Origin of the sequence: Flavobacterium sp. (assembly GCF_017985075.1) — a bacterium.
Lineage (GTDB): Bacteria > Bacteroidota > Bacteroidia > Flavobacteriales > Flavobacteriaceae > Flavobacterium.
This window is the reverse complement of record NZ_JAGNYF010000007.1, coordinates 37,300-60,047: the sequence shown is the minus strand read 5'-3', so window position 1 is coordinate 60,047 and position 22,748 is coordinate 37,300. Positions and strand designations below refer to the sequence as shown.

The 22,748-nt window shown below is 31.6% G+C and carries 20 protein-coding genes; 6 read left to right on the top strand and 14 right to left on the bottom strand.

Annotated elements, in window-relative coordinates:
- The 12 genes from KA468_RS02945 to mvaD all read right to left on the bottom strand — a co-directional run.
- A partial coding sequence (locus tag KA468_RS02945) for a DUF58 domain-containing protein (RefSeq protein WP_291241456.1) occupies positions 1 to 679 on the bottom strand: 679 nt, incomplete at its 3' end.
- 102 nt (positions 680 to 781) lie between these two features.
- Positions 782 to 1,099, bottom strand: coding sequence for a thioredoxin (trxA, locus tag KA468_RS02940; RefSeq protein ID WP_291241455.1), 318 nt, complete (start codon positions 1,097 to 1,099; stop codon positions 782 to 784).
- Between the two features lie 117 nt (positions 1,100 to 1,216).
- Positions 1,217 to 1,789, bottom strand: a complete 573-nt coding sequence (locus KA468_RS02935; protein ID WP_291241454.1) for a peroxiredoxin — start codon at positions 1,787 to 1,789, stop codon at positions 1,217 to 1,219.
- 175 nt (positions 1,790 to 1,964) lie between these two features.
- The gene (locus KA468_RS02930; protein ID WP_291241453.1) at positions 1,965 to 3,350 is read right to left on the bottom strand and encodes a hypothetical protein; all 1,386 of its coding nucleotides are present in this window, start codon (positions 3,348 to 3,350) and stop codon (positions 1,965 to 1,967) included.
- A gap of 86 nt (positions 3,351 to 3,436) precedes the next feature.
- Positions 3,437 to 7,963 carry a DNA polymerase III subunit alpha gene (gene dnaE, locus KA468_RS02925; RefSeq protein ID WP_291241452.1) on the bottom strand — a complete coding sequence of 1,509 codons (4,527 nt, stop codon included), beginning with the start codon at positions 7,961 to 7,963 and terminating at the stop codon, positions 3,437 to 3,439.
- A 173-nt stretch (positions 7,964 to 8,136) separates the two neighbouring features.
- Positions 8,137 to 8,829 carry a DUF6252 family protein gene (locus KA468_RS02920; protein WP_291241451.1) on the bottom strand — a complete coding sequence of 231 codons (693 nt, stop codon included), beginning with the start codon at positions 8,827 to 8,829 and terminating at the stop codon, positions 8,137 to 8,139.
- A 96-nt stretch (positions 8,830 to 8,925) separates the two neighbouring features.
- Positions 8,926 to 9,801 (bottom strand): pseudouridine synthase, encoded by an 876-nt coding sequence (locus KA468_RS02915; protein ID WP_291241450.1) that lies wholly within the window; start codon positions 9,799 to 9,801, stop codon positions 8,926 to 8,928.
- 70 nt (positions 9,802 to 9,871) lie between these two features.
- Positions 9,872 to 10,792 carry a geranylgeranylglycerol-phosphate geranylgeranyltransferase gene (locus KA468_RS02910; RefSeq protein ID WP_291241449.1) on the bottom strand — a complete coding sequence of 307 codons (921 nt, stop codon included), beginning with the start codon at positions 10,790 to 10,792 and terminating at the stop codon, positions 9,872 to 9,874.
- Between the two features lie 80 nt (positions 10,793 to 10,872).
- Positions 10,873 to 11,811, bottom strand: a complete 939-nt coding sequence (locus KA468_RS02905) for a mevalonate kinase (RefSeq protein ID WP_291241448.1) — start codon at positions 11,809 to 11,811, stop codon at positions 10,873 to 10,875.
- Between the two features lie 5 nt (positions 11,812 to 11,816).
- Entirely contained in the window at positions 11,817 to 12,107 is a 291-nt protein-coding gene (locus KA468_RS02900) for a type II toxin-antitoxin system RelE/ParE family toxin (protein WP_291241447.1), read from the bottom strand.
- Positions 12,104 to 12,328: a hypothetical protein gene (locus KA468_RS02895; protein WP_291241446.1), complete on the bottom strand. Its 225-nt coding sequence runs from the start codon at positions 12,326 to 12,328 to the stop codon at positions 12,104 to 12,106. Before KA468_RS02895 ends, KA468_RS02900 begins: the two co-directional genes overlap by 4 nt.
- 31 nt (positions 12,329 to 12,359) lie before the next feature.
- On the bottom strand, positions 12,360 to 13,469 hold the full coding sequence (gene mvaD / locus KA468_RS02890; protein ID WP_291241445.1) for a diphosphomevalonate decarboxylase: 1,110 nt from the start codon (positions 13,467 to 13,469) through the stop codon (positions 12,360 to 12,362).
- Between the two features lie 91 nt (positions 13,470 to 13,560).
- Here mvaD and KA468_RS02885 point away from each other — a divergent pair, with 91 nt between their 5' ends.
- The gene (locus KA468_RS02885) at positions 13,561 to 14,034 is read left to right on the top strand and encodes a TspO/MBR family protein (protein WP_291241444.1); all 474 of its coding nucleotides are present in this window, start codon (positions 13,561 to 13,563) and stop codon (positions 14,032 to 14,034) included.
- Here KA468_RS02885 and KA468_RS02880 read toward each other — a convergent pair.
- Together KA468_RS02880 and KA468_RS02875 are read right to left on the bottom strand one after the other, a co-directional pair.
- Positions 14,031 to 15,239 carry an NAD(P)/FAD-dependent oxidoreductase gene (locus KA468_RS02880; RefSeq protein WP_291241443.1) on the bottom strand — a complete coding sequence of 403 codons (1,209 nt, stop codon included), beginning with the start codon at positions 15,237 to 15,239 and terminating at the stop codon, positions 14,031 to 14,033. The genes KA468_RS02885 and KA468_RS02880 overlap by 4 nt on opposite strands.
- Positions 15,240 to 15,384: 145 nt before the next feature.
- Entirely contained in the window at positions 15,385 to 17,298 is a 1,914-nt protein-coding gene (locus tag KA468_RS02875; RefSeq protein WP_291241442.1) for a S9 family peptidase, read from the bottom strand.
- 84 nt (positions 17,299 to 17,382) lie between these two features.
- Between KA468_RS02875 and KA468_RS02870 the strand changes: the two genes are divergently transcribed.
- The 5 genes from KA468_RS02870 (at position 17,383) to KA468_RS02850 (ending at position 22,728) form a co-directional block, all read left to right on the top strand.
- The gene (locus KA468_RS02870; protein ID WP_291241441.1) at positions 17,383 to 18,633 is read left to right on the top strand and encodes a dicarboxylate/amino acid:cation symporter; all 1,251 of its coding nucleotides are present in this window, start codon (positions 17,383 to 17,385) and stop codon (positions 18,631 to 18,633) included.
- Positions 18,634 to 18,667: 34 nt separating this feature from the next.
- Positions 18,668 to 19,435 carry a VTT domain-containing protein gene (locus KA468_RS02865; RefSeq protein WP_291241440.1) on the top strand — a complete coding sequence of 256 codons (768 nt, stop codon included), beginning with the start codon at positions 18,668 to 18,670 and terminating at the stop codon, positions 19,433 to 19,435.
- Between the two features lie 622 nt (positions 19,436 to 20,057).
- Positions 20,058 to 21,170: an FAD-dependent oxidoreductase gene (locus KA468_RS02860; RefSeq protein WP_291241439.1), complete on the top strand. Its 1,113-nt coding sequence runs from the start codon at positions 20,058 to 20,060 to the stop codon at positions 21,168 to 21,170.
- Between the two features lies 1 nt (position 21,171).
- The gene (gene mtgA / locus KA468_RS02855) at positions 21,172 to 21,897 is read left to right on the top strand and encodes a monofunctional biosynthetic peptidoglycan transglycosylase (RefSeq protein ID WP_291241438.1); all 726 of its coding nucleotides are present in this window, start codon (positions 21,172 to 21,174) and stop codon (positions 21,895 to 21,897) included.
- Positions 21,898 to 21,909: 12 nt separating this feature from the next.
- Positions 21,910 to 22,728 (top strand): SDR family NAD(P)-dependent oxidoreductase, encoded by an 819-nt coding sequence (locus KA468_RS02850; protein ID WP_291241437.1) that lies wholly within the window; start codon positions 21,910 to 21,912, stop codon positions 22,726 to 22,728.
- Positions 22,729 to 22,748 lie beyond the last annotated feature (20 nt).

Here is a 22,748-nt window from a genome sequence, read left to right as displayed (position 1 = left end):
TATCAAAAATGTGAAACAAAACCACCTTATGTTTATTATGCTTTAAATGCTGCAAAGCACTAAATAGTTTTTCATTATCTTCGTCGATAAACATATCTGTAAACAAAATAATCATCGAACGACGATGTACTTTTTCTGCAATTTGATGGAGAAATGTAATCGTATCTGTTTTTTTAGATTCTTTTGAGTCGTTTAATATGTTTTCAAACTGATTTAAAATCATTCTGTGATGGCGTTCACTTCCTTTTTCTGATGCATAATATTCATACGTATCAGAATATACAGAAACTCCTACTGCATCGCGCTGTTTCTTTAATAAATTCATCAAAACAGCCGCTGCTAAAATTGAAAATCCTATTTTATTTTCGGAAAAATTTTGATTCGATTTTAATTTTGGATAATGCATCGATGAAGAATTATCGATAATTAAATGACATCGTAAATTGGTTTCTTCTTCATACTTTTTCGTATATAATCGGTCTGTTTTGGCAAACAACTTCCAATCTATATGTTTGGTGCTTTCGCCCTGATTATAAATTTTATGCTCAGCAAATTCGGCGGAAAAGCCATGAAATGGACTTTTATGCATTCCAGAAATAAAGCCTTCAACTATTTGATTAGCCAAAAGTTCTAAATTTTTAAATTGGGATATTTTTTCGAGTTGCGATTCTAAATTCATATCGTAAATATATGAAAAGATTTTAAATTCTTTATGGAAATTTATGGGTAAAAAAAAGGCTCAACCTCCGTTGAACCTTTACTAATAAATTTATTTTATCACTTATAGCAATGCGTCAATTGCGTCAGTATAGGTTTTTTTAGGAGCTACTCCTACTTGTCTTCCAACTACTTCTCCGTTTTGAAACACCAATACTGTTGGAATATTTCTTACACCATATTTTGCAGCAAATTCTTGATTTGCATCAACATCTACTTTACCAACTAGTGCTTTTCCTTCATATTCTGTAGCTACTTCATCAATAACTGGCCCAACCATTCTGCAAGGTCCACACCAAGCTGCCCAAAAATCTACTACTACTGGTTTGTCTGATTTTAATACTACTTCCTCAAAAGTAGCATCTGTAATTGCTAATGCCATATTTTTATATTTATTTTTTTTATACTGTAATTATTATACTGCGAAAGTAGAAAATATATTTAAGCTTTGAAAAAAATTATGATTTCTTTTACCTATTTAAAGATTAGTAAAATCAATTTATAGGTTTTTTAACACTGCAAGCAACAAATCGCCTTTTAATCTTTTTGTGTAATTTGGATTGATATACATAAATTCTATTTCTGCGTTTTCATTAAGAACATAAACGGTTGGAACAGGCAAAAAACCTGGATTTTTGCCTTCAGAATATTTTTCTAATTTTGGTTTTTCCCTTTTAAAAGCAACCCCTAACGCCTGAGAAAACGCTCCATCATTATCGGAAAATAATTGATAATTTAATTTATCTTCTGTTGTAGTTTCTTTTAAAAACTTTGGCGAATCTGGACTAATAGCTACAATTTGGTAGCCCAATTCAATAATTTGACTTTCAATTTCTTGCATATCCATAAGTTGTGCGTTACAATACGGGCACCAACCCCCTCGATAAAGTATTAAAACTGTTTTTTTATTAAATATTTCTGAAGTTGAAACCAACTGATTATCAACAGACATTAAATTTTGTTTTGGAATTTTTTCTCCAATTAATAATGGCGATATTGCGTCAGAAGTTTCAGCAATTTGAGCAAAACTGATTCCCGTAAAAGACAGCAAAATAAATAGTATTTTTTTCATAAGTCGTATAAGTTAAAAAGCAAATTTGAGCATTATTAACGTTTTGAAGCTTGGCGAAGTGGCGGATTTAGAAGCACTTACTTTCAATTTAGCACTAATGTTTATTAGAATTCTGTACGTTCAATTTAGCACTGAACCCGCCATTTTGCCAAACGGCTGTTGTGCGATGTATTTTTTATTTATTTTCTGTTTCCAGTTTTTTGATTAAGATTTCTGCTTTTGATTTCTTTTGGTTTACAATAATTAATTGACTTTTGTCTTCTAAAAGAATTTTATAATTGAAGTCATTTTCTGAATTGAATTTCCAATTATTAAGTTCTTTAAATTCTTTCTTTATTAGATTTAATTTTTCTTTGTTATTTTTTGATATAATTATCAATTTTGTTAGCGATGTTTTTTTCATTTTTTCAATTGAACTTTCAGTAATTTCAGTTTCATAATTTGCACTTGAACAATAACGATATTTTTGGTCAATAATGTCAAAATATTTTTCATCTTCAGAAATTACATACCTGTAAGCCATAATGTTATCAAGTTCATTTATCCAATTAGGAAAATTCTCTTCATATTGTTTGATGTAATTATCAATAAAATTTTTGTCAATTGGTTTTCTTTGAGAGATATACTCATTTACTAATGGATAAATTTGTTTCGCCATTAAATTAATATATTTTCGATTATACCATTCACCTGCATCTATTTTCCCGTCAAGTTTTTCAAATACATAACCATTTCCTAATGAAGTTGCTAAAACTTCGTTCAAAAGTTGGTAGGCATAATTACTTGATTTTGATTTGTTTTCATTGAAGTTTTTATCAATTTCAGTTTTTACTTCAAGCGATTGTTCATTATAAATAATGTGAAAAATTTCGTGTAGCATAACACTAAATAAATCTTTATAATCTTTTAAGTTTGTTTGAATTGCACTTATAAAATTGTTGTAGAATGCTTGAGCTGTAAATCCTTGAGAGTATGGTAATGGATAGAATGCGATTTTAAAGGGAATTGAATTATCCCAACTCGAATTATAAAAAACTAAACCAGTTTCAAAATAGTTTTCTATTTTGTTTTCGATAGAATATTTTGAAATATCTAAAATTTGTTGTTCAAACTTTTCTTTATTTGGGTCATAAATTAGTTCGTTATATATTGGTTTGAACTCTGTAATTATTTCAGTTAGTTCGTTCAAAGTTTTGTTAGTAACAATTCCTATTGAACGGAGTTTAAAATCTTTTAGGTTTTCGGTTTCGATTAAGTTTTTTTTCAAAATATCTCTAGTTTGCATAGGAATTTTTGAGCCGTTTGGAAACTCTTCAAATTCATAACTATAATCGATTGACAGTTTATCAAATTTTGTGATTAAGTTTTTATACTTTTCTGTATTGTATATTGATTTGTTAAATTCAGTTTTAAAAACATTTTCAGGATAGTTTTCAGATAAGTTTTGAATAAAAACAAAAACGGCTAATTGTTCCGAATATTTTATTTCAAAAGTTGGTTTTTGGGCAAATGTCAAACTTGAAATGACACAAAAGATAAAAGTTAAAATTCTGTTTTTCATTCTGTTTCGGTTTTTTGGTAATATATCGCACAACTACAAAATATGTTAAGTAAATTACAAAATTTGAATTTAATTTTACCAAAAATCTAATTCAATTTAAAATTGACTTGCATTTTTTCCAATCCTTCCAACAAATCTTTAGAAATATTAATTTTTAGTTTTCTACTTGGCATTTCTAACTTGTTTTTTATAATAGTTTCTTCAATTTCTTCCATTTGATTTTCTATTATAATTTCAGCGTTATTTTCTACCTCATCCTCTATTTCAATGAGATTTTCTTCTTGAATTTCGTCATCAATTTCAATTTCTCGCTTAACAAATCGTTTCACTTTTTCTAATTCTAACAATTCAAATGTTACATTAAAATCCCCTTGATGAATGGAGAAAAGTTCGTTTAATTTCGAAATTAATTGTTCTTTTAACTCTTCAACAGGCAACTGAATGGTTAATTTTTTTGCAAAATCAGGCAAAACATCTTGTAAACTCTGAAGATGTGAAAAATTAATTCTTGGCTCTGATTTTTTTCCGGTATCTTTATTTGTCCAGCCTTCTTTCACGAAAATTTTAACGAATACAAACTGATTTGCAACCAAATAATGGCGGAATTTTAGGTATTCCTCATTAAAAATTCGGAATTCAAAACTTTCTTCGTACCCTTCAATATTAAACGTTGCCCAACCTTTATTTTGTTGCGTGGTACGATGTTGCACATTGGACACAATTCCTCCAAATGATAAATTTTTACCAACTAAAGGCTCTAAATTATGTAATGCTTGCAACTTGGTATTGCAGAAATATTTCATTTCAAATTTATAATCGTCCAATGGATGCCCTGAAATATAAATTCCTACAACTTCTTTTTCACGAGATAATTTTTCTAAGGTATTCCATTCTTCACAAGGCGGCACAATTGGTTCGGCAATTTGCACGTCGGATGCATCACCAAACAAACTTACTTGAGAAGAGTTTTCGTTTTCTTGAAACTTCGCTCCAAAACGAATGGCTTTTTCCAAAAAGGAACTATTATCCCCATCCGTATGGAAATACTGAGCCCGATGTGTATCTCCAAACTCATCAAAACCACCTGCTAAGGCTAAATTTTCGAATGCTTTTTTATTTGCCGCACGCAAATCTATTCGCTTTGCTAAATCAAAAATAGACTTAAAACGGCCTTCTTTTCGCACTTCAACTATTGTTTTTACTGCGTTTTCTCCAACGCCTTTAATTGCTCCCATTCCGAAGCGAATAGCATTATTATCGTTTACGGTAAACTTATAGAATGATTCATTGACATCTGGACCTAAAACCTCTAAGCCCATTCGCTTGCATTCTTCCATAAAAAAGGAAACCGATTTGATATCGTTCATATTGTTTGAAAGCACAGCCGCCATATATTCTGCAGGATAATGTGCTTTTAAATAGGCAGTTTGATAAGCAATCCAAGCATAACAAGTAGAGTGCGATTTATTGAATGCATAACTTGCAAATGCTTCCCAGTCTTTCCAAATTTTCTCTAATATTTTAGCGTTGTGTCCTTTTTCTTCTGCTTGCGCGATGAATTTAGGCTTCATTTTATCCAAGACGGGCTTGTCTTTTTTACCCATTGCTTTACGAAGTACGTCGGCATCACCTTTAGTAAAACCGGCTAAAGATTGAGACAAAAGCATTACTTGCTCTTGATATACTGTAATTCCATAGGTTTCTGCTAAATATTCTTCGCAAGCATCTAAATCATATGCAATAGGCTCTAAACCATTTTTTCTTCGAACAAAAGAAGGAATATATTCTAACGGACCTGGTCGATATAATGCATTCATCGCAATTAAATCTCCAAAAACCGTTGGTTTTAAATCTTTTAAATACTTTTGCATTCCTGGCGATTCGTATTGAAAAATACCTACCGTTTCACCACGTTGGAATAATTCGTATGTTTTTTTATCGTCAATTGGAAAGGTATCGGGATCTAAATCGATATTTCGTTTGTATTTTACGAGCTTAACTGTATCTTTTATTAGTGTTAAGGTTTTTAAACCTAAGAAGTCCATTTTTAACAAACCTGCACTTTCAGCTACTGCATTATCAAACTGGGTAACATATAAATCCGAATCTTTTGCTGTGGTTACAGGTACGAAATTGGTAATATCATCTGGAGTAATAATTACACCGCATGCGTGAATTCCTGTATTTCGGAGCGAGCCTTCTAATATTTTTGCTTGTTGAATCGTCTCTCCAGAAAGTTCGCCTTGATTGGCAATTTCGATTAATTCTTTTACGCGGTCAAATTCATCTGAACGAACGGCTTTTTTAACATCTTCTTCTTTTTCGGATAGAAATCGTGCTAAATTCCATTTTCCAGGCATCATAGCTGGAATTAATTTCGCAATTCTATCGGCTTCGAATAAAGGCAAATCTAAAACTCGAGCTGTATCTCGAATAGCTGATTTCGTAGCCATTTTACCATACGTGATAATTTGTGCGACTTGATTAGAACCGTATTTTTTAATTACATAATCCATTACTCTACCACGACCTTCATCGTCAAAATCGATATCAATATCGGGCATCGATACACGGTCGGGATTTAAAAAACGCTCAAAAAGTAAATTATATAATAAAGGATCAATATTCGTAATCCACAAACAATACGCAACAACTGAACCCGCTGCAGAACCACGACCTGGACCAACCGAAACGTCCATTTTTCGGGCTTCGGCGATAAAATCTTGTACAATTAAAAAATAGCCCGGATAACCTGAATTACTTATTGTTAATAGTTCGAAATCAATACGTTCTCTGATTTCATTTGTGATTTCACCATAACGTTTTTTGGCTCCTTCATAGGTTAAATATCTTAAATAAGCATTTTCACCTCGAACACCTTTATCATCTATATCTTCTGGTACTTGAAATTCGTTTGGAATATCAAATTTTGGAAGTAATACATCTCGCGAAAGCGAATATATTTCAATTTTGTCTACAATTTCTTGAACATTACTAATGGCTTCAGGAGTTTGTGGAAACAAACTTTTCATATCATTTGTTGACTTGAAATAATATTCCTGATTGGGTAATCCAAAACGATATCCGCGACCACGTCCAATTGGTGTGGCTTGTTTTTCACCCTCTTTTACACATAATAAAATATCGTGTGCGTTGGCATCTTCTTTATTGATGTAAAACGTGTTGTTTGTAGCAATTAGCTTTACATTATGTTTTTTAGAAAATTGAATTAACGTAGTATTTACCGCTTTTTCATCCTCCTGATTATGATTCATTAATTCGATATATAAATCATCACCAAATTGCTCTTTCCACCATAATAAGGCTTCTTCAGCTTGATTTTCTCCAACATTAAGAATTTTATTTGGCACTTCACCATATAAACTTCCTGTTAAAACAATAAGTTCTTCTTTATATAGTTTGATTAATTCTTTATCAATACGAGGCACGTAATAAAAACCATCTGTATAGGCTTTTGAAGACAACTTCGCTAAATTATGATATCCTTTTTTATTCTTTGCTAAGAAAACAACTTGATATCCGTTGTCTTTGTTCGATTTATCTTTGTGATTGTTACAAACAAAAAATTCGCAACCCACAATTGGTTTAATGACAGTTTCTGTTGGTTGTTCACCAGCTTCAACTAATTCCTTGTTTTTGGCTTCCGCCGATTTATTATGATTTAGAATTCCGCTAACAAATTGAAAAGCACCCATCATATTACCAATATCTGTTAACGCAACAGCTGGCATTTTCTGCTTTATTGTATTTTCAATTAATTTAGGAATCGAAATGGTAGATTGCAAAACCGAAAACTGCGAATGATTGTGCAAATGCGCAAAGGCAACATCTGAAATATCTTCCAAATTTTCAGGTAAAATTTCAATATCTTTTGGAAGTTGTTGTTGTAATTTTTCTCTTAAAGTAGCTGAAGCCTGTTTTAAATTAACATGTTTTAATCCGATTGGTTTTACATCTGGATTATTAGTTTTGAATGCTATATAATATGCTTCAGAAACAGGTAATTCGTTTGAATTAAAATTTCCACGTTTTACTAATTCTAAAAAACAACGCGTTGTGGCTTCTACATCGGCAGTAGCATTATGAGCTTCTGCAAATTTTTCTTGAAATAAATATTCGTGTAATTCTGTTAAAGTAGGTAGTTTAAATTTTCCACCACGTCCGCCAGGTAATTTTAATAATAAAGCCGTAGTTTCAGTACAAGTATCTAAAATGGGCATTTTGGCTAAATCGGTTGCTATTCCAAATCGATGAAATTCGCAACCCATAATATTCACATCAAAACCTACATTTTGCCCTACAATATATTTGGCTTGAGATAAAGCAATATTAAATTTTTCAAGGATTTCACTTAATCCAAAACCTTCTTGATTGGCTAATTCTGTTGAAATTCCGTGAATTCTTTCTGCATCAAATGGAATGTTATATCCCTCTGGTTTTATTAAATAATCTTGATGTTCGATTAGGTTACCCATATCATCGTGTAATTGCCAAGCAATTTGCACACAACGAGGCCAATTGTTAGTATCTGTTATTGGAGCAGACCAACTTTTAGGTAATCCTGTGGTTTCGGTATCGAAGATTAAATACATAAATTATAAATTCCAAATTAATAAATTCCAAATCTCAAAACTATACTACATTTTAAAAAAGTGAAAGATTTCAAAAATACAATTTATCTTTTTTTATGGCAATTTTAGTTATTAACAAAAACAAAAAACCACTCCTAAATGAAGTGGTAATTAGTAATATATGTTTAAAATTTTTATAAAATTGGCACTTTATTAAAAATCCCTTTATTAAAATTTACTACTGTTCCTTGTTCGTCAACTGCATTAAATTTAAACGTTCCTGAATACAAGTTTCCTTCAATTTTTTCAATTTCAACTTCTCCATTACTTTTTGATACATTTAAAACAGTTACTGTTGCGTTAGCATTTCCACCATTAACTGTTATTACATCTCCGGGCTCATAACCTACTCCTCTACTTACAATGGTAGCTCCTGTAACAGCTCCTGAACTATTGGTTTGAATTTTTAATGTTAATCCATTTCCAGAACCTCCTGTTGTAGTTACATTGCTACCGTTTAAAGCTGCATATCCTGTACCAGGATTAGTAACGCCTTCTAATTTAAAAACAGGCCCTTCAATTAATGCCGTTTCATAGTATAACAATGATTGCTGATTGCTATATGAATATGTTGCATTTACACCTTGATTAGTAGTTCCTAAATAATGTGTACCAACTGTATTTGGCACTGTTATAGTAACCATTTCATTATCTTTATATGCATTTATTGTTATCGTTCCGCCTGGATTTGCAGTGATTTTTGTATCTGAAGCACGCCATGCAATATTATCTTTTTCACCTAAAAATGCTGGTAAATTAGTTTTAATATCATTTTCACACGATACTAACAGTATGACAAGGGCAACAATTTGAACTATTTTTTTCATTATACGTTTATTAAATAAGGAATTACAAATATATATTTTATTTTAATATTATTGATATTTGAAACAAAAAATCCGTCTTGAAAAAGACGGATTTTTTTAATTATTTTTTAAATTAACAACTTCTTGTTCTGTTAAAACTCTCCAATTTCCTCTTGGTAAATTCTTTTTGGTTAATCCTGCAAAAACCACTCGGTCTAATTTAATTACATTATATTTTAGGTGTTCAAAAATATTTCGTACCACTTTTACATTTGATGTTTTCATTTTTACACCGATTTCACTTTTAGCTTCTCCATCAATAAATGTTACTTCTTCTACATATACTTTATGCCCTTCAATAGTAACGCCACTTTGAATTTTTTCTAAATCTTCGTATTTTAAATTTTTATCCAAAGAAACTTGATAAATTTTAGAAGAACGTTGATTTGGTGTTGTAAATTTTCGAACCATATCTGGATCATTTGTAAACAACAATAAGCCTGTTGTAGTCTTATCCATTCTTCCAACAGGTTCTAATCGAACATTTGAAGGCGATTTGATTAATTGCAACACGTTGTTTGCGCCTTGGTCATTCTTCTCAGTAGAAAAATTCTTAGGTTTGTTTAATAGAATGTATTCTTTTTTCTCTGGCGTAATGTTCACACCATCGAAATTAACCACATCGGTTAATTTTACTTTGTGTCCCATTTCTGTAACCACTTCGCCGTTTACTTTTACATTTCCGCTTTGGATATAAATGTCGGCATCTCTACGACTACAAACTCCTGAATTTGCTACATATTTATTCAATCTGATTTCATCTTTATCAGATTTAATTTTAACCACTTGTTGTTTTGGCTTGTCTGTTCTATTGAACTTTGGAGCAGGTTTGTTTTCTGAAGAAAAAGATTTTCCTGATTCATTTTTTTTAAAATCTGGTTTTTTACTTTCCGAAACTTTACCGCTTCTTTTGGCTCCTGACGATTTTCTCATGCTATTATTTTTTTGCAAAGATAGTCAATTTAAGTGAGAAGTAAGAAATTGGCAGTACGAAGCCGATACACTATCGAATTAATAATAATTTTTGACCGTTTTCAATAACATCTGGTTTAATTAGAACGATACAAATTACTCCTGCTAAAAGAATTATTTTTAGCAAGAAATGAAGTTTAATATAATCTACTTTTCCTTCCGACTTCCATAATTTCAAAACAAAAATTAGAAGTAAAATATAACTTGAATAAAAATAAATGTCCATATAGCCTACATCAAACACATTAATAAGAAAATATACCGGAACGATTGTACACAATAACAATAATGAAATGATTTTTTTAGCAAAATTTTCACCAAAATTGACAGGTATGGTTTGATAATTATTAGATAAATCGCCTTCAATGTTTTCTAAATCTTTAATCATTTCACGAATCAATATGATTAGAAATAAAAATGTGGCGTGCGCAAAAATTACTTGATAAAAGTTTTTGAAATACAATAAAATTCCGAAAAAAGGCAAAACCGCCAATAACGAAGCTGTAATATTTCCAATAAAAAGTATTTTTTTTAGCTTGTGCGAATACAACCAAATACTAAAAATATAAACCGAAAAAAATAAAGCCGCTCGCCAAGAAACAAGTAAACCAAATACAGCCGAAAAGAAATTTAAAGTGAAATAAACTTGAAGTTGGGTTTTCTGACTGACTAATCTGTCTAAATAGGATTTTTTGGGACGATTGATGATGTCTTTTTTGGCATCGTAAAAATTATTAATAATATACCCCGAAGCAATGGCAAAAGTAGACGCCATTACTAAAAGAAATAATCTCCAATCTAAAATAATGTCTAACGCTCTTCTTTCTGGAGCTAAAATAAAAATAGCAGATAAATATTGTGCTAACGCAATTACAAATACATTGTACCCACGAGCCACAGAAAAGAAACTGAAGATTTTAGTAAGTACTAATTTAGAGTTGCGACTTAGCATTTGGGTAAAAGGTGTTGGGTGTGGGGTGTTGGGTGTTGGTTTTTCTCCTAAAACCTTATACCCTACTCCTTAAACCTATTTTAAAACTGATAAACCATTTCTAATTTATAGTCCTTTAAAGACTTTTTAGCTTTTTCGAAATCTTGTGTGAAGCCTAAAATATAGCCCCCGCCACCAGAACCACACAATTTTAAATAATAATCGTTGGTTTCAATTCCGTTTTGCCATATTTGGTGAAATTGTTCTGGAATCATAGGTTTGAAATTACTTAAAACTACTTTAGATAATTCTTTTGTGTTTTTAAATAATGCTTTCATGTCGCCTTGTAAGAAGTTTTCCACACAAGAATCGGTATATTTTATAAACTGAGATTTTAGCATTTTTCTAAAACCTTGGTCTTTTAAATTCTCCATAAAGATATTTACCATTGGAGCCGTTTCGCCAACAATTCCTGAATCTAACAAGAAAACTGCGCCTTTTCCAGTAGCCGATTGACTTGGAATTCCAGCAGCTTCAATATTATCTTTTGAATTGATAAGAATTGGTAAACTTAAGTAACTATTCAATGGATCTAAACCAGAACTTTTTCCGTGGAAAAAGGATTCCATATTAGAAAAAATTGATTTTAATTGCAATAACTTTTCTCTGGTTAAATTTTCTAAAACGGTAATTTTATTCGCCGCGTATTTATCGTAAATAGCAGCTACTAAAGCGCCACTACTTCCTACTCCGTACCCTTGTGGGATACTTGAATCAAAATACATTCCGTGGTTAACGTCGTTTTGTAATAACTCAATATTAAACGTTACTAAATCTGGTTGTTCCGTTTGTAATTGCTTTAAATAAGCAACGAATTTTACTAAACTTTGATTTGATTTTTTGGCATCTTCTGTCGGATTTTCATCGGACTTTAACGCACCTTTGTAAAAATTATAAGGTATTGAAAGTCCTTTAGAATCTTGAATGATCCCATATTCTCCGAAAAGTAATATTTTTGAGTAAAAAAGTGGTCCTTTCATAAATTTTATTCTTTTATTTTATTTGGGTTTTGTCTGGTATCAAATACCGAAACAATATAAACAATATTATTTTTAATAATAAAGAAAACAGACGTTTGCTTTGAAACTACACATTTTCTTAATCCTTCAAATTCAGAAATAGGAAACAATTCAGGATTTATTTGAATCAAATCTATATTTCTTTTTAATTCTTTTAAAAAATTATCGCTAATTCTTTCAGACCATTTTACTTTTAAATAATCTACAGTATTTCTTATTTCTTTTAAACTTCGTCCTGAGAATTCTAATTTTCTCATTTCCAACCTAATTCTTTTTTTACTTCTTCATAGGAATGAACTCGACCGTTTTTTATATCTTCTATACCTTCTTTAATTCCTTCTTTTGCAGAATTTGGTAAATCATCCCACCAATCTTTCTGCTCTTTTTGAAATATTTTCTGAATAGACTTTATTATTGAAGGATTTTCTGTTTCCTGCAATAACTTCATTAATTCTTTTTTTTCTAATTGAATATCCATTTTTTGATAGTATTAGTGTAAAGATATAAAATTATTTCAAATCTTGTGCACCATTTCCAATTTCATCACAAATGTACTGACCATTTTGACAATAGCCAACTAATTCGTGCTGAATAAATTGCAATACTTTTTCTTTTACATTTTCAGGATACAAAACGTGCACATTGGCACCTGCGTCTAACGTAAAACAAACCGGAGTTTGTGTTTCACTTCTAAACTTCCAAATTTTATTAATAATTTCTAATGTATTTGGTTTCATTAAGATAAAATATGGCATCGACGTCATCATCATAGCGTGTAATGTCAACGCTTCGCTTTCTACCAAACTCATAAATTCCGTTACATTTCCTGTTTCTAATAACGCAACAATTTTAGCAATATTATGATGTGCTTGTTCGAAACGTTGTTCGGCAAATGGATGGTTATGCATTAAATTATGTCCGACAGTACTTGAAACTTGCTTTTCGCCTTTATCTACTAATAAAATCGTATCCTGAAAATTATAAAAATTCGGATGAACATTTTCAAATGCAACTCCAAATAAGTCGGAACTATTTTTTATGGTTTCATTTTTTCCCCACGCAACAACGTTACCAATAATACTTCTGCAAGCACTTCCTGAACCTAATCTTGCCAAAAAAGAAGCTTTTGAATAAAAATAATCATCGGAAATTTCAGGTTTTAACGCCTTTTCTAAACTCATTATATTCATTGCAAGCGCTGCCATTCCTGAAGCTGAAGACGCAATCCCAGAACTATGTGGAAAAGTATTTTGGGTGTCAATTGTAAAATGATATTCTTTTAAATACGGGCAATATTTATAAATTCTTTCGAAAAACTTTTGAATTTTAGGTTTAAAATCTTCTTTTGGTTTTCCTTCAAATAACAAATCAAATGAAAAATCACGCTGTACTGAGTTTATCGAAGTATCCTTTTCAACTTTAGAAGAAATCGCAACCGACGTAATGGTTTTACAATTTTTTAAGGTAAAGCTAATTGATGGATTGGCTGGAATTTGATCACCATTTTCTTTTTTGCCCCAATACTTTACTAAAGCTATATTACTAGGCGCACTCCACGAAAAAGATGCCACATCTATTGAACTATAATTTGAAAGAATAAAATCAGTATCAGAATACATAAAAAATATTTTTAACAAAGATAGAAAAGGAAGTTGAAACTTGGCGGTTAGATATCAGAAGTTTTGAATATCTTTGAATAAAATTATCAAAATGAAAAAGTATTTAAGAATATCGTATTGCATAATTATTTGTTTGACCGTTGGTTTTTTCTCAGGAAAAATTACACAATCATCTATAACCACTTGGTATCCGACACTTATAAAACCTATATTTAATCCGCCAAATTGGGTTTTTGCGCCTGTTTGGACGTTACTTTACATTTTTATGGGAATTGCTGCAGGATTGATTTGGAATGAAATTGAAAAGAAACCAAAAGAAGTTAAAATAGCGTTACAATATTTTATTTTTCAATTGGGATTAAATGCGTTATGGTCTTATTTGTTTTTTGGGTTGCAAAATCTACTATTAGCCTCAATTGAAGTGATTTTATTATTGTTAGTTTTGATTGAATGTTACAAAATTTTTAAACCCATTCATTCCACAGCAGCCAAATTATTTATACCCTATATTGCTTGGGTTAGTTTTGCCTCGCTGTTAACGTTAAGTATTTTTTATTTAAATTAAATGTTCTCGGCAACGATAAAACCGCTTGTCCAAGCATTTTGAAAATTGAAGCCACCAGTTATGGCATCAATATTAACCACTTCACCAGCGAAAAAGACTTTTGGTAAAATTTTACTTTGCATCGTTTTAAAATTAATTTCTTTTAAATCGATACCGCCAGCGGTTACAAATTCTTCTTTAAACGTGCTTTTCCCGTTTACCTGAAATTCAGCTTGTGTTAGCTGATTGGCTAAGCTATTAATTTGCTTGTTGGTTACCTCAGCCCATTTATAATCTAAAGCAATGTCAGAAGCAGTTACGATATTTTCCCACAAACGTTTTGGAAAATCAAACGGACAAAATTTGCCAATTAGTTTTTTATTATTTTCTTCTTTAATTTCTTTTAATTGTTCGATGGCTTCATCAAAAGATACCTCATCCAACCAATTTACAAGCAGGGCAAAACAATATTTTTTATCAAACAATTCTCGAGCACCCCAAGCGGAAAGTCGTAAAATTCCAGGACCTGAAAGTCCCCAATGTGTAATTAACAAAGGTCCTGAAGCTGCTAATTTAGAATTTTTTATTTTGATGCTGGCTTGCGCCGAAAGTCCCATTAAATCTTTAATTCTTTTATCGGTAATATTGAATGTAAATAAGGAAGGAACAGGTTCGACAATTTGATGCCCCATTTGATGCATCATTTCCCAAATTTTAGGATTGCTTCCTGTGGCAACTACAATTTTTTCGGCCAGAAAAACATCATGTTGAGTTTCTATTTTCCATTGTTCATCCTTATTGAAATATAAAGATTGTACACTTTGTGAGGTAAATACTTTGATCCCCAATTTCTTTACATCTTTTTCGAAACAGTCAATTATCGTTTGAGAATCATCCGTAATTGGGAACATTCTTCCGTCTTCTTCAATTTTTAATTCGACACCTCTTTTTTCAAACCATTCTATCGTATCTCCAGAACAAAATTGCGAAAAAGGCCCTTTTAATTCTTTTTCACCACGCGGATAAAATTTGACTAAATCGTTTGGTACAAAACACGCGTGTGTGACATTGCAACGCCCACCACCAGAAATTTTAACCTTAGTTAAGCATTCTTTTCCTCTTTCGAGAATGGCCACACTAAGTTGCGGATGTTTTTCTGCAATATTTATTGCTGCAAAGAAACCGGCTGCCCCACCGCCTATAATTATGATGTTGAATTGTTGCATTTGAAGTTTTCTTTATTTAGTATTAAAGGTAAGAATTGTTACATGCTTATTTTTGATTAAAGACCTGACAGGTTTTTGAAACCTGTCAGGTCTGAAATTAATTTTTATAATTGACTAATTGACACATTTCCTAATTGGCACATTATTACAACGTCTCTTTCAACCATTTAAAAAACTCACCTTGCCAAACTAAAGCATTTTGAGGTTGTAGCACCCAGTGATTTTCATCAGGAAATAGCAAAAATTTACTTTTAATTCCTTTTAATTGTGCCGCTTGAAAAGCTTCTTGTCCTTGTCCTATTGGTACGCGGTAATCTTTTCCGCCTTGGATGATTAAAATAGGGGTATTCCAATTGTTTACCAATTTAATTGGATTGAATTCATTGTATGTTTTCTGTGCGATTTTATTATCTTTTTCCCAATAGGCGCCACCAGAATCCCAGTTTGTAAAGAATACTTCTTCTGTAGTTCCGTACATACTTTCTGTATTGAAAATGCCGCAATGCGAAATAAAAGTTTTAAATCTGTTTTTATGAATTCCGGCTAATTGAAATACCGAATAGCCGCCATAACTCGCACCAACAGCACCAATTCTGGTTTTATCTACATACGATTCTTTTGAAATATCGTCAATGGCTGATAAATAATCGTCCATTACTTGTCCGCCCCAATCTCCTGAAATTTGTTCGTTCCATTCTACACCGTGACCTGGCATACCTCTTCTATTTGGCGCTACAACAATATATCCTTGTGATGCCATAAGTTGGAAATTCCATCGGAAAGAATAATATTGCGTTAAGGCACTTTGAGGTCCTCCTTGACAATATAAAAGAGTTGGATATTTTTTTGTTTTATCGAAATTTGGTGGTAAAATTACCCAAACTAACATTTTTTTCCCATCAGTTGTGGTTATCCAACGTTTTTCGGAAGTACAGGTTGCAATTTTCGAATAAAACTCGTCATTTACGTGCGTAATTTGTTTCCAAGATTTCTTTTTTAAATCGTACGAAAACACTTCTGTTGCCCTATTATGAGTGGTTTTTGTTACTAAAACGGAATTTCCCGTAAAACCTATAATTCCGTTTACATCAAAATCGCCATCGGTAAGTTGTGTCACTACAGGAAACATTTTAGTTAACCCAACGTGATTTACTTCAAAAAGTTGTTTTGTTCCTAAAATCGGCGCAATAAAATAGACTTTATTTCCTTCTTTTGCCCAAACAAAGCTCTCAACAGTTCCGTCCCAATTGGCAGTTAAATTAACATCAAATCCTTGAACTCTTACGATAATATCATTTTTATCTGCTTCAAAACCGTCGCGTTTCATTTGCAACCAACTCAATTCGCCTCGAGGTGAAAAGGTTGGATGTGTATCGTAACCTAAATTTTTTTGTGTAAGATTTTTTGTGGTTTTTGTCGCTACATCGTACTCATATAAATCGGTATTTGTACTTGTTGCATAGGCTGTTCCGGCTTTTTTCTTACATACATAAATGATTTTACTTCCATCTGGTGACCAAACATAATCTTCATCACCACCAAATGGTTTTTGAGGTGCATCGTAAGGTTCATTTGGCATAATATCAATTGGCCCAAGTACTTTTTCGTTTGGTTTACCAAGTAATCCTACAAACAAATGATTGTGTGTACCATTATTCCAAGTATCCCAATGACGATAATCTAAACCTTCATATACTTGTGCTGATGTTTTTGTTAAACTTGGGTATAAGTCGGAACCTAATATTTTTTCAACTTTTACTTGTTGGACACTTATATATTCTTGTCCGTTTGGCGAAATACTTTTATCTGCAACTAAACCTTCAATTTTATCTAAAGCAACCGTATTTCCTCCTCCAACGGGTACGGAATAATATTTAGAAACTATTTTATTTTCTTGAATATTTGGCGTGCCCACTTTGTAAATTAGCGACTTTCCATCTTTAGAAATACCTATTGGTGTCACTCTACCTAATTGCCATAGCTTTTCTGGCGTCATCATTTGTTGCGCATTTGAACTCATACTTAGTACACTGAAAATGAGAAAAATATATTTTTTCATACTGTTAAAATTTAAAACGAGGTTAAAAGTAGCACTTTTTTGAAAAAATATAACTATTTTCACGGTCTAAAATAAAAATGAAAAATGAAAAACAATAAACTCTTTATATTAATTATCATTTCGCTTATTATTGGAGTTGGTTTAGGTGGAATTGTGCATTATCAGTTTCCTGAAGCCATTGACACCTTCTCAAAAAATATAAAATTACTTGGAACCATTTTTATACGATTGGTTCAAATGATAATTGCGCCCTTAGTGTTTTCTACTTTAGTAGTTGGAATTGCCAAAATGGGCGATATGAAAATGGTAGGACGCGTGGGTGGAAAAGCCATGGCTTGGTTTATTTCTGCTTCCTTAATTTCCTTATTATTAGGAATGGTTTTAGTGAATTTTTTCGAACCTGGAAAAGGAACCACTATTAAATTAGATGATGCTTCCAGTGCTTCTGAATTGTTAGAAAACTCAAAAGGATTTTCATTAGAAGAATTTGTAAAACATGTTATTCCAAAAAGTTTATTTGAAGCTTTAGCCACTAACGAAATTTTACAAATAGTAATTTTTTCTATCTTATTTGGTGTGGCTTTAGCGGCATTTAGTAAGAAAGAAGCCAAACCCATTCTTAAATTATTAGATTCGGTTTCACATGTCATCTTAAAAATGGTTACTTTTATTATGTGGACGGCACCATTAGGGGTTTTAGGTGCTGTAGCAAGTGCGATCGCAAAACACGGTTTTGAAGTATTTACGCTTTACGCAAAGTATTTAGGTGCGTTTTTAGTGGGAATTATTTCGCTTTGGGTAATTTTATTACTAGTAGGCTATGTTATTTTAGGAAAACGATTATTTGTATTGTTACAACGTATTAAAAGTCCTTTATTAATTGCCTTTTCTACTACAAGTTCTGAAGCTGTTTTTCCTAAAATGGTAGAAGAATTAGAACGTTTTGGGTGCCAACCAAAAATTGTGTCTTTCACATTGCCGCTAGGTTATTCTTTTAACCTTGACGGAAGTATGATGTACATGACGTTTGCCAGTATTTTTATTGCGCAAGTTTACGGTATAGAAATGAGTTTGCCTGAACAGCTTACGATGCTTTTGGTGTTGATGCTTACGAGTAAAGGGGTTGCAGGTGTGCCAAGAGCCTCGTTAATTGTAGTAGTGGCTACTTGTGCTATGTTTGGCATTCCGCCTGAAGGAATTGCTTTGATTTTGCCAATTGACCATTTTTGCGATATGGCCAGAAGTATGACGAATGTTTTAGGAAACGCGCTTTCAACAGCTGCAATTGACAAATGGGAATCTAAACACGAAACCTCACAAGAAATCGAGAGTTAATATTAACTCTTGCTAAAAAATAAAATTGAAACCCATGAAAATCATCATAGACCTACTTGAAAAATTAAAATTAAACGTAGTATTACAAGCCCAAGAAATTGATAAAGAATTTAAATGGACCCAACTATTTAATCCCGAATTTTACATAAACCTTGAATTAGGTGGTGTTCCTATCGGAATTTATATGGTTTTGTTTATTGTATTTGCCGAAACCGGTTTATTTATAGGATTTTTTCTTCCGGGTGATAGTTTATTATTTTTATCTGGAATTTATTGTGAAGCATTGGCGCAACCTTTAACTTTTTTACCACAAGGCTATTCGCCTGTTTTTGTGATTGCTACATTAATTGCACTTTCAGGTATAATTGGTAATATTTTCGGCTATTGGTTTGGTTCGGTGTATGGGAAAAATCTATACCAAAAAGAAGATGGTTTTTTCTTTAAGAAAAAATATTTGTACCACTCTGAAAGCTTCTTTCAAAAGCATGGCGGAATTGCTATCGTTTTTGCGAGATTTTTACCAATTGTAAGAACTTTTGTACCGATTATAGCTGGGATTGTTCACATGAAAAAAAGCAAATTCATGTTATATAATATTTTAAGTTCAATTTTATGGTCGTTTATTTTGGTGTATGCTGGGCATTATTTATATGGCTTATTTTTAGAAAAATTTGATGTTGATTTAAAACACCACATCGAAAAAATCATATTAATTTTAGTGGCTGTAACTACATTCCCTTTGGTAATGAAAGCAATTAAAGCGAGAAAATTGGGGAAAGCAGATGGTTCTAGGGATGTGTAAATGATGTATCATACTAAAATAAGTTTCCGTTTTTAGAATTTTAAACAAACCTGTTTTAGGACTAATCGTATTTTAGAAAAGGTTTTCAAGATCAGCGATTTACTTTACTAGACATATCCTCGAAAGTCGTTTACATCAATGTACTAATTTGAGACATTATCATAAAAATCATTATAGAGAACTAAAATCTTCCTTAAAACAAATACTGAAACAAGAATAGAACAAGCGACAACCATTATTAAAAGTCTAAAGTTTCTTGAATTTTGGTAAAGATTATAAATCGAATCATTTGATAATGCTTTATTTTTCTTAATTTCTTTAACAGAAAAGAATAAAAGAATAATTAAAATTACAATATAAAAATAATCCATAATTTAAAGTTTGTCTATTTTATATCCGATAGTGAAGATTAGCTATTCATACATATATTATTACACACAAATTTAATCAAAAAAATAAGACTTTTTATATTTTTTTTACTCAATATTTTCATTATAAGTACAAATGGTAAATCCTTATTACCCATTACTTGGACAGCAGTCGATTAAAGCTGCTTTTTTATTGACAATATTTTCAATACTTTTACAACAAATACCTGTATTACTAACAATTGAAATATAATATGCAACTGAGCTATTGGGAAATAAAAAATTGGTTCTCCAACGTGGATTTCACCATAGTAGGCAGCGGAATTGTAGGGTTACATGCTGCTATTCGTTTAAGAGAACGGTTTCCAAAAGCCAAAATTATACTATTAGAAAAAGGTGTTTTGCCTCAAGGTGCGAGTACTAAAAATGCTGGTTTTGCTTGTTTTGGAAGCGTTTCCGAAATTATTGACGATTTAAAAACACATACCGAAGAAGAAGTCATTCAATTGATTCAAAAACGATATGCTGGTTTGCAACTGCTTCGTAATAACTTAGGTGATGCTGCCATTGATTATCAACCTTTAGGCGGTTACGAATTATTTCTAAAAGAAGACGAAGCATTTTATAGTGATTGTGTTTCTAAAATTCCATTTATAAACGACATCGTTCGACCATTATTCAAATCGGATGTGTATGCCAAAGTAACCGATTCTTTTCAGTTTAAAAACACATTTGAATATTTGATTTTTAATGCTTTTGAAGGTCAAATTGACACCGGAAATATGATGCAAGCTCTATTAAAAAAAGCAGCACTACACGATATTTTAATTCTAAACAATCAAACTGTTTCTCAATATCAGGAATTGAATGATGAAATTGAAGTCGTAACAAATGAAGTCAGTTTTAAAAGTAAAAAACTGATTTTTACTACAAATGGTTTTGCATCCGAATTAACTAAAAATCAAGTAAAACCCGCAAGAGCACAAGTTTTAATTACCAAACCAATTGCTAATTTACACATCAAAGGTACTTTTCATTTAGACAAAGGGTATTCGTATTTTAGAAATATCAATAATCGAATTCTGTTGGGTGGCGGAAGAAACTTAGATTTTGAAGGCGAAACTACTACTTCATTGGAAACCAGTGAAAAAATTCAAAATCACTTGGAAGATTTGTTAAAAAATGTAATTTTGCCTACAACCCCGTTCGAAATTGAACATCGATGGAGTGGCATTATGGGAATAGGAAATTCGAAAAAACCAATTGTTCAACAAGTAAGCAATAATGTATATTGCGGCGTTAGAATGGGCGGAATGGGCGTAGCTATAGGAAGTTTAATTGGAAAAGAAGTAGCAGATTTAGTATAAAATGGCAGCAATAAAAGCAACAATAAAACCAAAAAGCACTGGAAAAAAAGGATTTTTCAGTAATATAATACGTTTCTTTTGGAAACTAATTATATGGTTCAATATCGTTAGTTTGTTTTTTGTAGTGCTTTATAAATTTGTGCCTGTGCCCTACACGCCACTTATGGTAATCAGGTATTTTGAAAATAAATCCGCAGGGAAAAATATTGAAACCAAGCACCATTGGGTTCCATTAGAAAATATTTCTAAAAATTTACAAAAAGCAGTTATTGCCAGTGAAGACGGTAGATTTTTTGAACATTATGGATTGGATTTTTCTGCGATGCAAAAAGCGGCTGTGGGAAATTTTAAAGGTAAAAAACTAAAAGGCGGAAGTACTATTACACAACAAACCGCAAAAAATGTCTTCCTTTGGCAAGGAAGAAGTTATTTCCGAAAAGCATTAGAGGCCTATTATACGGTATTAATTGAATTAATTTGGGGAAAAGAACGCATACTTGAAGTGTACTTGAATAGTATTGAAATGGGCGACGGCATTTATGGTGCAGAGTCCGCAACGCAACACTGGTATAAAAAAGAATGTAAAAGTTTAACCCGAATGCAAGCCGCAGGAATTGCTGCAATATTACCAAATCCGAGACGATTTAGCCCAAATGGTTCGGCATACATTAGTCGAAAACAAAGCAAAATAGCACGCTATATTTTAATGACAAAATTAAAATATTAATACCTATAAAAAATGAAAACTGTATTAATAACTGGTGCTGGTGGAGGAATTGGCAAACAAACTTCATTATATTTTGCTAAAAATAACTGGACGGTTATTGCTACGTTACTACATCTTTCTGAAGGGAAAGATTTTAAAGATTTCCCAACTATTTTTTGTTACGAAATGGATGTTACTTCTTCGGAAAGCATTGCATCGGCTACTAAAATTATTTTGGAAAATCATCCTAAAATTGATACGATTATTAATAATGCAGGAATGGGCTACAGAAGTTTTGTAGAACTTTCTGAAGATACCAAAATTGATACGATTGTAAATGTAAATTGGCTTGGAGTTGTAAAAGTGTGCCGGGCTTTTATTCCAACATTTAGACAACAAAAATTTGGACAATTTATTAATATCACTTCTGTTGCGGGCTTAGTAAATTTGCCTCTTGGAAATTTTTATCATTCGACCAAACAAGCAGTAGAAAGTTTCTCCGAATGTATGGCTTATGAATTGGTAGATTTTAATATCAGTGTAGCTACTGTGCAATTTGGTAACGCACCAACTTCATTTCAAAAAAATGTAACCAAATGTGCGCCAACAGAAATTTTTTCTTACAATAAATTAATGGATAAAATTTCGAAATTGCTTTTGGATAAATCAGGTAAAAACGAAGAGTTACCGCAACAAATTGTAGAAAAATTATTTAAAATTGCCGAAAAACCAAATAAAAATTTCAGAAGATATACTATAGGTTTTGATGCGAATATAATGCGGATTTTAAGACGTGTATTGGGCTACAAAATATTTAACTATATCATTAGAAAATTTACTTTGAATAAATAAAAAAGCCCTTCAGGAAGTTC